Source organism: Lishizhenia sp. (genome assembly GCF_057456495.1).
The window spans coordinates 1-12,319 of sequence record NZ_JBVCPV010000078.1 but is presented as its reverse complement, the minus strand read 5'-3'; the positions used below and the strand labels follow the sequence as shown (position 1 = coordinate 12,319).

The following is a 12,319-nucleotide window of genomic DNA, read 5'->3' as shown; positions in this document are numbered from 1 at the left end:
GGCAAGTAATCTCCGCCTCCCCAAACACGAAGCATATTCATATTTGCTTCCTTGGCATCCAAAACTAAAGCTTTTATCTTTTGTGTAGTTACCTTCGTTGGAAAGATATCCAAAGGAACAAGGTTGGATCCTTTACAAAAGACAAACTCATTATTCAATTTAAAGTAAAAAGGGGTTCCCAAACTATCTGGTGTTTGAACCAATTCTACTTTACGGACGCCATAATTCACATGTTTAGAAAAAGTGAAGGAATCCGCAGCAAGTATCCAGTATTCGTTATAAAGTTCATTAATCTCACCAGCCTTCCATAAGTTCGGGTGATACAATGTATCTATCCAACTCAACCTTCCGGCTTGAGGAATTAAAGTTCTTTGCTCATCCTTAATTTGCCATAGAACTTCATTGATTTCAGCATTAATTACTTCAATAGACCTCTCAATTATAGCATAATTTGAATCCAAGGAAATTGTCTTAACATAAGGATTTTGAAATTGATCTTGCTTTCGTTTGATTACCACGGGAGTAATGAAACCCATTAAATTCATTCTTGGAGCAAAATCCCAGCCGAACATATGTTGTGGCTTTCTAACGAGAGAAGCAATTTCAACCTCTCCTTCATCGTTCGGAGCAGGATGTATATAATTATAATGCTTTTCCAAACCCATTTCAACCGCAGGCATAAAACGTGCTTGGATATGATTATCCCCTTTTTTCAAATAAGAAGTAATATCTACTTCCCAAGGATGGAAATAATTATTGGTGCGCAATACGGTAACTCCGTTTACATCAATCACACAAAAAGTGGCAATTTTATCACATTGAAGAATGGCCTTTCCTCCCTGATAATGGTAACTAGATTGTAAAACAGTTGGTTGATGTTCTAAGGCATTGGGGCGAAAATCATCAACGCTTTTAAATTGATGATATTGAATACTACCGTAAGCAAAAGAGTCTGTAGTTGAATACTTCCATATTAGAGTATCTTCCTCCTGTGCTTTAGTGCACAAGGGAAAAACACACAACAAGAATAGGAATATCCTTACCATTTTCTATTGAAAGGTGCGTCGATAAGCTCGTCTTGATCCTTAGATTTTAAGCCGTAATTGAAACCATTGAATACCGAATATGCTCCAACTTCTCCCTTTTTATTTAAGGCTAAAAAACCTACTTGTAATCCTGTTAAATCTTCGTGTTTGGAAATGATGCGTTCTACGGCGAGTTGACAAGCCTCTTGCGGAGATTTTCCTTGACGCATTAATTCTACCACCAGGTGTGATCCTGAAACGCGAATCACAGCCTCTCCCAATCCTGTAGCAACGGCACCTCCTACTTCATTATCTACGTAAAGTCCGGCACCAATAATCGGAGAATCTCCTACTCTACCATGTAGTTTATACGCCCAACCTGAAGTAGTACAAGCACCTGAAATATTTCCAGCTTCATCCATGGCCAACAAACCAATCGTATCGTGGTTTTCATGATTAACCTCTGGTTTTTTACGGTCTTGAGATGCCTTCCATTTTTTATAGTCTTCTTTACTACTTTTTGAAAGTAAATTCTTCTTTTCAAAACCTTTTTCCAATGCAAACTTCTTGGCACCTTCTCCAACAAGCATTACGTGTTGTGTATCTTCCATCACTTTTCTAGCCACCGAAATAGGATGTTCAATATCTTGTAAAAAGGCTACAGAACCACATTTATGATTGTGATCCATAATACAGGCATCTAAGGTTACTTTACCTAATTCATCTGGCAAACCTCCTATACCCACAGATTTATTTTCTACCTGAGATTCTACCTCGCGTGCACCTTGTTCAACTGCGTCAAGCGCTGAACCTTTGGCTCCAAGAACTTCCCAAGCTTTTTTATTGGCATCCATCCCGTGTTGCCACGTAGAAATGATAATTGGTTTTCTAGTTACTTTACCTAGACTTCCTAAATTATTCATTGCTTTTGCAGGAGCAGTTAATCCAATTGCCCCTAAAGCTAAACTCCACTTAAAAAAACTTCTTCTGTTCTCTTTCATCGTCTTATCGTATTCCTTGTTGATCTAACCAACGTCGGTACACATTGGCATAACGGTTATGCTGTGCATTCGTGGTTGAAAAATTGTGCAAACCACTGTATTCTGGTTTTGCACACATAAAGATATAATTATGTTTCTCAGCATTCAATACTGCCTCAATAACTTTTGAAGGTGGTATTAAAATTGGTCCTGGAGGTACTCCCGGATACATATAGGTGTTGTATGGACAATCTACCTTTTTATCTCTGTTATAAACTCTTCTTTGCTTGCGTTGACCAGGAGGTTTACAAAACAACAACGTTGGATCGCTTTGAAGCAACATTCCTCTATTCACTCGGTTCAAATACAAACCTGCTATACGTGGCCACTCTTCTGGTTTTCGATTTTGTTCGGCGTAGACTATACTGGCAATCGTTACTACTTCTGACTGTGTTTCGAGCCCTATTTGTTTTACGCGTGCAACTCTGTGTGGGTTCCAAAAACGTTTGTACTCCTTGGCCATGCGCTCAACAAAGCTCTCTGGAGTAACATCCCAGAACATTCTGTAAGTATTGGGAAGAAATAATGTTCCTACTGTAGCTTCTGTAAATCCATAATGGTTCAAAGTTTCAGAAGATAGAAGATAATCTATCAATTCTGCACTGTCTACCATACAGGATTGCGCCACTTTTCCAGCCACTTCGTATACATCCAAACAGTTGTTAAAAGTAACATCTACCTCTAACTCACCGTTACCGTTTCCATTACTATTAAGTGTAAATCCATTCAACAAAGTTTTTAAGTTCACCCCCGGTTTAATTTCATATTTCCCCAATGCGATGTTATCCTCGTCCAAACCTTTATATTCTCCCACTAGAATTAAATCTCCCTTGCGTTTTAAACAGCCTTTATCAAATAAAGAATCTGCTAAACTCTCCAATTTCATGGGAGCATCTATATAAAAAGTAAGGGTTTCTTGATTGATGGTATGACGTTCACTAGCGAAGAAAAGCGCGATTTTTCCTCTTAATAAAAAAGCACCAAGTCCTATTACTACTAGAACTATAAGCCAAGTCTTTTTATTCTTCATTTAACTCAAATCTCTTTTGGTAAAAGTATTCATCGATGTAAGCTCCATCCACTTTATACCAGTCTTTTTTTATTCCTTGTTTTTGATAACCTAGTTTTTCAAAAAGGGCTATACTTTCGGTATTATCTGCTTGAATATTGCAGAAAAGCTGTCTAAAATTAAAAACCTTTTTGACATAATCCTCGGCTAGACCTAAACTCTCTTTAGCAAAGCCTTTCCCCCTATCTGCAGTATCATTGATCAATATTCCAACACCTGCACGGAGCTCTTTAAAGTTCATTTCAAAAAAATCTAAACATCCTACCGATTTATTACTTGCATTATCGACGATCATTAAACGAAGCTGTCCTGTACTTCTGTATGCTTGTGCATTATCAATAAACGCCTCTATTTCATGTAATGAAAACGGAATTTCTGTATTAGAAACTCGCCAATTATGCGTGTTATTTTCCCAAAATAGGATGGTGGTAGCATCGTAGGTTTCTACTCTTCTGAGGTAAATCTTATCTCCCTTTAACATTGCGTAAAAATTTAATACGCTCCTCTATCTCACGTCTCCCATAAGCGGGAATACCTTCATAATCGTCTGGTAAATGAATACCGAAAACTTTTAAGAGCTCATTTTTTTCTGTCAATGAATTTAGTAATTCTCCAACAGATGAAAAATTATTATTGGGATCAATTATCTTATTTATAGGCTCTAAGCAAGAACTTCCTTCTGGAATTGAGCTGTACTTCTCGAACACACTTTCCACCGTCTTTAAATCAACATCGTTTAACTGAACGAAGAGTGAACTCACATTTTTTCTATCTATCAATGCAAATACATACTCTACAGCTATACCAAAATCTCTTCCTCTAGACTTGATACTAAAGAAATTATTTTCTGTAGAAATACCGATATGAGGAGGAATTTTATCTGCATGAAAAATCCATAGATAAGTCCCTTTTTTGAGTGGATTACCTCTATCTAAAACTTCTATGTGTTGGGGGCGGAAACTATAATTCATATTCTCCACGGAAAACCTCTACGGCCGGTCCTATCAATTGAATATTGGTATACTCCTCACCTTTTCTATCGAAAGCAACTTGTAAAAGACCACCTTTTACCTTTAGGTTGAGTGCAACAGGACCTTCAATATCAAACTTCTTAGCATATGCCAAAGCCACTGCTGTAGCTCCCGTTCCACAAGAAAGCGTTTCGTCTTCTACACCACGCTCGTAGGTCAACATTTCTAAAGTAGAGGTATTGGCAACATTTACGTTAATACCATCCTGCTTGTAGGTATCATTATAACGTACCTCTTTTCCGTAAGCAACAATATCAACACTATTTATCGCGTCTTCTGTAAACTTAATGTAGTGAGGACTACCCGTATCACAAACATAATTTCCCTCTGTCTCGTTTACCTCATTTACTGGCGACATAGCCAAGGCAATTTCATTTGGAAATATTTTTGCTGTATGCACACCATCTATGGCAAGGAAAGAACATTCCTCTTTGGCTAATCCTAAGAATTCTGCAAATCGCACCGCTGCTCTTGCTCCATTTCCACAAAAACTTCTCGATCCGTCGGCATTATAATAACGCATTTCAAAGTCATATTTATCATGCGGCATAACTAGAATTACTCCGTCACACCCTATCCCGAATTTACGGTGAGATATTTTTTGAATTTGTTCATTTGTAAGTGCATCAAAACCTCCATGGGTATTGTCTAGCATCACAAAATCGTTTCCAGTTCCTTGGTATTTGTAAAAATTGAATTTCTTCATAACTCCAGCGAGATAAACTTGTCTGTCTTTCTTAACTCGAAGCTCATCGTATCAATTACTAATTGCATACGATCTCCTTCTTTCGCTTGCAAAAGTACTGCTTGTCTGGGGTCAAAACCAAATAGTTTAAGAGTATTTCTTGATAATTCGTATCCGGTAAGTTGTAAAGGACTGGTCCAGAACTGAACCGTTATTTCACTGTTGTAATGTTCAGATTTAACATTAAAGATTTCTTCAACGTCTACCGAATCGGTTTCTTGATATTTTCTCAACTTTACTTTTATAGAAGAATTCATACGCTCACTCACAATCAAATCATCTGAAACATTGTTCGTGTCTTCTGTTAAAACCAACGAATCAATGACAAGATCTAAGGTATCTTTTTGATCTGCATTTTCTTCTACATCCTCATCTTGTTGCTTCTGAACTGTATGTTCTTCTTTCTTGGTAAGGTAAACCGTATCCCTTATCACTTTAGGTTGATATACGGTTTTCACCAATTGTTGAGTTTCTTCCTCAGGGCCAGAAGCTTTCATTGCAAAATAAATTACCAAAGCTCCAACACCGCTTCCAATTAGGAATACAGTAAGAAATTGTATGTACTTTTTTTCCATTTATACTACAAAAATAGAATTTCTTAAAACACACACAATCAAGCACAAAAGAATTCGTAAAAAGTATCCAAAAAAACGATTAAAACACCCTTAACAATCTTTAACACAGCCCAGAGCACTAAAGGAAAGTTCACACGTTAAATTAGTAGAGCTAAATTTCAAATTAAAAGAAAATGAATAGAACAATAAAAAATCTAGGGATAGGTGTAATCGGAGGAATGCTACCACTTGGAGCATTTTTATTGATGAACGATACAACACCTAAAACAAACAATATTCAACCTGAAACTAACCTTCCCGTTCATGCGGTAAATTTACCTGAGTTCAATCCAAGCATAACGGAAAACTTCACCGCTGCGTCTGACAAAAGTTTGCACTCCGTGGTTCACGTTAAAACTTTGGTTACAAAAACTAGAGTGGTTCGAGATCCTTTCTATGAGTTCTTTAATGGACCAGGAACTGGGCAACGAGAATATGAACAGCACGGACAAGGTTCTGGTTCAGGTGTAATCATGTCAGAAGATGGTTACATTATTACCAATAATCACGTAATCGATGATGCAACAGAAATTGAAGTTACCTTAAACGACGACAGAACTTATACGGCCACTATAGTTGGAACAGACCCTTCAACAGATTTGGCAGTTATTAAAATTGATGCCGATAACTTAAAACCAATGACCTTCGGAAATTCCGATGACGTGAAGGTGGGAGAATGGGTATTGGCCGTTGGTAACCCTTTTAACCTAACATCAACAGTTACCGCCGGTATTGTTTCGGCTAAAGGACGTAACATTAACATTATTGCCCGAGAAGGTAAAAGTAAAGCGCCGATAGAATCCTTCATACAAACTGATGCAGCCGTAAACCCTGGTAACTCAGGTGGAGCTTTGGTCAACACAAAAGGAGAACTCGTGGGTGTGAATACGGCCATTGCTTCTCAAACAGGATCGTATGCGGGGTATGCTTTTGCCGTACCTGCCAACTTGGTAAAGAAAGTGATGAAAGACATCATTGATTACGGTATTGTACAACGTGCTTATTTAGGAGTGCAAATTGCAGATATCACCCAAGAATTGAAAGATGAAAAATCATTGGCTACGCTTAACGGTGTCTACATTGCTGGGGTCGTAGAAAAGTCCGGAGCTGATAAAGCGAAGTTGAAAGAAGGTGATGTGATTACGAAGGTAGGAAGCAAAGCGGTGAACAGTCCGTCTGAACTCCAAGAAGAAATTGGAAAAAGAAGACCGGGGGATAAAGTAAGCTTAACTATCATAGATACAGATGGTAACGAAAGCATCAAAGAGGTGTTATTAAGAAATGATGCAGGAGAAACGAAACTTATTTCAAAAAGTGAAGTAGAAAAGAACACCGCGCTAGGTGCGCAGTTCGGGGAATTGAGCTCAAAAGAGATGAAAGAACTGAACATAGAAAACGGCGTTAAGATCAATGCCCTGAGTGCAGGAAAATTAAAAGCCTTAGGATTAACAGAAGGAATGGTTATCACAAAGATTAATAATCAACGTGTTACAGATACTGAGATGTTAACACAAGCTTTAAAGAATGCAAAGGGAGGAGTACTCTTAGAAGTTGTTACACCTAGCGGTAAAAAAGACTACGTTGGTTTTGGTTTATAGCCCATTACCAGAGAGTTAAGGCATGCTTTTTGTGATAATTGAAATTCAATCTTTTGTCATTAAAAAATTTTTTTAATCAAAAAGAAGGGTGTATCTTTGCACCCACTTTTACAAGTGTTTAACAGACTAGGAGGATAAATATACATGAGACAACTTAAGATAACAAAGTCGATCACTAACCGTGAGAGTCAATCACTTGATAAGTACCTTCAAGACATAGGTAAAGAAGAGCTTATCACTGCTGAAGAGGAGGTAGAATTAGCGAGAAGAATTAAAGCAGGAGATCAAACCGCTTTAGAGAAATTAACTAGAGCAAACTTACGTTTCGTTGTTTCTGTAGCCAAGCAATACCAAAATCAAGGATTAACTTTACCAGATTTAATTAACGAAGGAAACTTAGGATTAATTAAAGCTGCGCAAAAGTTTGATGAAACAAGAGGTTTCAAATTTATCTCTTATGCCGTATGGTGGATTCGTCAATCTATTCTACAGGCTTTGGCAGAACAAGCAAGAATTGTTCGTCTTCCTTTGAACCAAGTTGGTTCGTTAAACAAGATTAACAAGGCATTCTCTCGTTTAGAGCAAGAATATGAACGTCCACCTTCAGCTGAAGAATTAGCAGAAGCGTTGGAAGTTCCTGAAGATAAAGTTAAAGAATCATTGAATGTATCAGGTAGACACGTATCTATGGATGCACCACTTTCTTCTTCTGAAGATGGAGGTACTTTGATGGATGTGATGGCAAACTCTGATTCTCCAAAAGCGGATTCTGAATTAATGGCTGAATCTTTACAAAGAGAAATCGAGCGTTCACTTTCTACGTTAACAGACAAGGAAAGAGAGATCATTCGTTTGTTCTTCGGAATTGGTATGAACCACGGATTAACACTTGAAGAAATTGGATCGAAGTTCAATTTAACAAGAGAGCGTGTGAGACAAATTAAGGAGAAAGCTATTCGCAGGTTGAGACATACTTCGCGTAACAAATTATTGAAAGCATACTTAGGATAACATTTTAGGCTGCCTTGTGGGCGGCCTATTTTTTTATATACACTATAATTTTTTATCATGATGGAAGCTGCTATCGGCTACGAAAATGAATTAAACGAGCACGTAAGAAAAGAGCGTGCTGCAGTAAAATTACAAAGTAAAACTGGTCAATTGTTGTACGACCAAGGTATTGAACTAGTGTTGTTCAGAAACCACCTTATCAATACAACGATTGCAGAAATTCTAAACCTTCACCGTTACGCAGATACGGTAGTGAACAAGCCGATTGATGTGTTCACAACTTCTGAGTTGGCTGAAGAGTTATTAAGCTTAAACTTGAATCCATCAAAATTGGATATCGGGAAATTGGCGAGCGAGTGGTTAACTGAAAAAGACAACTTCGCGTCTAAAGCAGATTTCTTGAAAAACAAGTTAGCGGATTTCATCGGTGAAAACAACGGTAAAATTGAACCAAGAGACGTAGTATTATACGGTTTTGGTAGAATTGGTCGTTTGGCTGCTCGTGAATTAATCAAACAAGCTGGTAAAGGTCAGCAGTTGAGATTAAGAGCAATCGTTACTCGTAACGCAAGTCCTGCAAACATTACTAAGCGTGCGGCTTTATTGAGAAACGATTCTGTTCACGGTGCATTCGACGGTACTGTAATTGAAAACACAGAAGACAAAACAATCAGCATCAACGGACAAATCGTTCAGATGATTGAAGCAAACTCTCCAGAAGATGTAGATTACACAGCTTTCGGAATTGACAATGCTTTATTGATTGATAATACAGGTGTATTTACAGACAGAGCTGCATTATCTAGACACTTAGAAGCGAAAGGTATTTCTAAAGTGTTGTTAACTGCTCCAGGTAAAGAAATTCCAAACATCGTTTACGGAATTAACCACCACGAGTTAGACTTAGATTCAGAGAATGTTTACTCTGCTGCATCTTGTACAACTAACGCAATTTCTCCAGTATTAAAAGTAGTTTCTGACGAGTTTGGAATCGAAAAAGGTCACATCGAAACAGTTCACGCTTACACGAACGACCAGAACTTATTGGATAACATGCACAAGAAGCCAAGAAGAGGTAGATCTGCTGCCATCAACATGGTAATTACTTCTACTGGTGCTGGTAAAGCGGTAACTAAAGTTATTCCTTCTTTACAAGATAAATTAACAGCTAACGCGGTACGTGTACCAACTCCAAACGGATCTTTAGCTATCTTATCTTTGAACTTGTCTAAGGCAACAACTACAGAAGAAATTAACGAGAAAGTTAAGCACGCAGCATTGAACGGTGACTTAGTAAACCAAATTTACTACTCTGTAGACGAAGAATTGGTATCTAACGATATTATTGGTAACACTTGTTGTTCAGTATTCGATTCTCCTGCTACTATTACATCTAATGATGGTAAAAACGTAGTATTGTACACTTGGTACGATAACGAATACGGATACACAAAACAAGTTATTCGTTTAGCGAAATACATCGCGAAAGTGAGAAGATTAATATACTACTAGGAAATTCATTTTTTTAGTGAAAACCGTTATCTTTCGAGGTAACGGTTTTTTTATGTCCTTATGAAAATAGAGATTAAAAAATGGGATGAACTCTCTCCCCTACTTCTGCACGATTTGATTGCCCTGCGCATTAATATTTTTGTGGTGGAACAAAATTGTCCTTACCCAGAGTTAGACGGTAAGGATTTGGCTGCCCATCATGTACTGATGTATTCGGATGATGATACCTTAATTGGAACTGCACGAATTTTAGCTCCCGGTGTAAGTTATCCTGAAGTGAGTATAGGAAGAGTAGCTATTGATGAAGGGCATAGAGCAAAAGATATGGGACATGAACTCATGCATGCATCTTTGGCTTTTATTGCTCAAGAATATGGAGAGGTTCCCGTTAAAATTTCTGCTCAAGAACACCTGCAAGGCTATTATAACAAACATGGTTTTGTAAAAGTGAGTGATGTGTATTTAGAAGATGATATTCCCCATGTTGCCATGCTGAGAAGCTAACTGGCCTGGATAGCAGCGGCAGCTTGCCATGGGCAATACTTAGGTACAACGCAAATCATGCACGACCGTCGGAAGTGCTTGCTTTGCGACTTGTAGCTTAGTGTAGCACTTGGTAACTAAAGCGTATAGCCAGAAATGTCCAGCCCACTCCCCACACCTACCCGTGCTCTTCATTAAACGTCCCCCAAGATGAACGGCTGAAACTTTAATAAATCAATGCTTTTCCTTATCTTTCCGAGCTTATAATAAACAAGCACTATAAACGAAAATTCAATGATAAAGCAAATCTCAATTTTATCGATGACCGCACTTGTTGCAACAAGTTGTGGGATTTTTACAGGTAAGGACAAAGAGGGCTTACGCTCAGCTGATGGACAAAAAACCATCAACTTGTCTTACATGGATAAATCTGTAAAAGCTTCGGAAGACTTTTTTACCTACGCCAATGGAACTTGGGTTAAGAACAATCCAGTACCAGCGAGCGAATCTAGATGGGGAAGTTTTAACGAGTTAGACAAGGAAAACAAGACGAAATTAAAAGCCATATTAAATGACGCCGTAAAGGCCAATGCACCTGAAGGCGATATACAGCAGTTATTAGGAGCTTATTATTCTTCTTACATAAATATGGACCAAAGAAATAAAAACTCTATGGGTCCTATAGATCACTTACTTTTTGAGGTAAGAGAAATGCGCACGAAGGATGAATTACCTGCTATGATTGCCAAATTGCACAACAAAGGTATTTCAGCTTTCTTTAGCTTTGGTGTTGGACAAGATTTAAAAAACGTAGACAAACACACTGTTTATCTTTCTCAAGGAGGTTTAGGATTGCCAAATCGTAACTACTACCTAGATAAAGACAAGGAAGAGATTTTAACATCTTACAAAGAGTACATCACCATTTTGGGGGATGTAGCAGCATTGCCAAACAAAGAAGAGCTTGCTGGAAGTATTATTGGTTGGGAAAGAGAAATGGCTAGACCAATGATGGAACCAAAAGAATTGAGAATTCCAGAAAGAACTTACAACCCTGTAGATTTTCCAGAAGTTGCTATGTGGTTCCAAGATTTTGACTTTAGAGTTTACTTGCACGAAAGAGGATTTAAAGATTTGAATTCTGAAATCGTAGTAGGGCAACCAGAATATATTGAAATTTTAGGAAGTCAACTTAAAAGTGGTGATTTCACACATATTAAAAACTACATGACGTGGTGTATTTTGAATCATTACGCGCCTCATTTAAGTCAAGATTTTGTTGATGCCTCTTTTAACTTCTACGGAAAAGTAATCAAAGGGTCTAAAGAAATGAAACCTATTGAGGAAAGAGCCATTGATGAGATTACTAACATTGCAATTGGTGAAGCACTAGGGAAAGCATTCGTAGAAAGACACTTTAGTGAAGATGCTAAAAACAGAGTTAACAAGATGGTAGATAATTTATTGATTGTTTTTGAAGAGCGTATCAATAATTTAGATTGGATGAGTGCTGAAACGAAAGAACAAGCACAATTAAAACTTTCTTCTATCGGAAGAAAACTTGGTTTCCCTGAAGAATGGAAAGATTTTTCATCGCTTAAATTGAGCAAAGACGATTACATCGCAAATATTGATGCTTGTACTGCTTTTTCAATTAAAGAAAACATGGAGAAATTAGGAAAGCCTGTTGATAAAAAGGAATGGGGAATGCCTGCACACATGGTGAATGCATACTACCACCCACTTTTAAATGAAATTGCCTTCCCAGCAGGAATAATGCAACCTCCATTCTTTGATATGGAAGCTGAAGATGCTGTAAACTACGGTACAATTGGGATGGTAATCGGTCACGAATTTACACATGGTTTTGACGACATGGGATCTAAATTTGCTGCTGATGGTTCATTCACAAACTGGTGGTCTGCTGAAGATAGAACTGCTTTTGAACAACGAACAAAGAAGTTAGGAAATACATTTGAGCAATTCTGTGCTTTAGAAGGACACTGTGTTAACCCTGATTTAACTATGGGTGAAAATATTGCCGATTTAGGTGGAATTACTATGGCTTACCACGCCTACACGCGTACAGAAGAATTTAAGAGCGGAGAGGAAATTAAAGGATTTACTCCAAGTCAACGTTTCTTTATTGCCTATGCGCAATTGTGGAAAATCAACTATACAGAGGCAGAGT

12 protein-coding genes are annotated in these 12,319 nt (G+C 37.8%); 5 read left to right on the top strand and 7 right to left on the bottom strand.

The window, feature by feature from the left end; genetic code table 11:
- The 7 genes from AC22ZQ_RS07310 to AC22ZQ_RS07280 all read right to left on the bottom strand — a co-directional run.
- Positions 1–1,046: glycosyl hydrolase 2 galactose-binding domain-containing protein (locus tag AC22ZQ_RS07310; protein ID WP_413468678.1), on the bottom strand; the 1,046-nt coding region annotated here is incomplete at its 3' end.
- Complete coding sequence (locus AC22ZQ_RS07305) at positions 1,040–2,026, bottom strand: glycosylasparaginase (protein WP_318958125.1); 987 nt, start codon at positions 2,024–2,026, stop codon at positions 1,040–1,042. The genes AC22ZQ_RS07310 and AC22ZQ_RS07305, both read right to left, overlap by 7 nt.
- Before the next feature lie 4 nt (positions 2,027–2,030).
- Positions 2,031–3,095 (bottom strand): endolytic transglycosylase MltG, encoded by a 1,065-nt coding sequence (mltG, locus tag AC22ZQ_RS07300; RefSeq protein ID WP_318958124.1) that lies wholly within the window; start codon positions 3,093–3,095, stop codon positions 2,031–2,033.
- Positions 3,085–3,615 carry a GNAT family N-acetyltransferase gene (locus AC22ZQ_RS07295; RefSeq protein ID WP_318958123.1) on the bottom strand — a complete coding sequence of 177 codons (531 nt, stop codon included), beginning with the start codon at positions 3,613–3,615 and terminating at the stop codon, positions 3,085–3,087. The genes mltG and AC22ZQ_RS07295 overlap by 11 nt, the downstream gene beginning before the upstream one ends.
- Positions 3,599–4,114: a hypothetical protein gene (locus AC22ZQ_RS07290; RefSeq protein WP_318958122.1), complete on the bottom strand. Its 516-nt coding sequence runs from the start codon at positions 4,112–4,114 to the stop codon at positions 3,599–3,601. Before AC22ZQ_RS07290 ends, AC22ZQ_RS07295 begins: the two co-directional genes overlap by 17 nt.
- Entirely contained in the window at positions 4,095–4,871 is a 777-nt protein-coding gene (gene dapF, locus AC22ZQ_RS07285) for a diaminopimelate epimerase (protein WP_318958121.1), read from the bottom strand. Before dapF ends, AC22ZQ_RS07290 begins: the two co-directional genes overlap by 20 nt.
- Positions 4,868–5,485, bottom strand: coding sequence for a hypothetical protein (locus tag AC22ZQ_RS07280; protein ID WP_318958120.1), 618 nt, complete (start codon positions 5,483–5,485; stop codon positions 4,868–4,870). Before AC22ZQ_RS07280 ends, dapF begins: the two co-directional genes overlap by 4 nt.
- A 173-nt stretch (positions 5,486–5,658) precedes the next feature.
- Between AC22ZQ_RS07280 and AC22ZQ_RS07275 the strand changes: the two genes are divergently transcribed.
- The 5 genes from AC22ZQ_RS07275 to AC22ZQ_RS07255 form a co-directional block, all read left to right on the top strand.
- On the top strand, positions 5,659–7,122 hold the full coding sequence (locus AC22ZQ_RS07275; protein WP_318958119.1) for a Do family serine endopeptidase: 1,464 nt from the start codon (positions 5,659–5,661) through the stop codon (positions 7,120–7,122).
- A gap of 144 nt (positions 7,123–7,266) precedes the next feature.
- Positions 7,267–8,133 carry a sigma-70 family RNA polymerase sigma factor gene (locus tag AC22ZQ_RS07270; protein ID WP_090244726.1) on the top strand — a complete coding sequence of 289 codons (867 nt, stop codon included), beginning with the start codon at positions 7,267–7,269 and terminating at the stop codon, positions 8,131–8,133.
- Positions 8,134–8,193: 60 nt separating this feature from the next.
- Positions 8,194–9,645: a glyceraldehyde-3-phosphate dehydrogenase gene (locus tag AC22ZQ_RS07265; protein WP_318958126.1), complete on the top strand. Its 1,452-nt coding sequence runs from the start codon at positions 8,194–8,196 to the stop codon at positions 9,643–9,645.
- A gap of 60 nt (positions 9,646–9,705) precedes the next feature.
- On the top strand, positions 9,706–10,149 hold the full coding sequence (locus AC22ZQ_RS07260; protein WP_318958118.1) for a GNAT family N-acetyltransferase: 444 nt from the start codon (positions 9,706–9,708) through the stop codon (positions 10,147–10,149).
- A 273-nt stretch (positions 10,150–10,422) separates the two neighbouring features.
- On the top strand, positions 10,423–12,319 hold a 1,897-nt coding region (locus AC22ZQ_RS07255; protein WP_318958117.1), incomplete at its 3' end, for a M13 family metallopeptidase.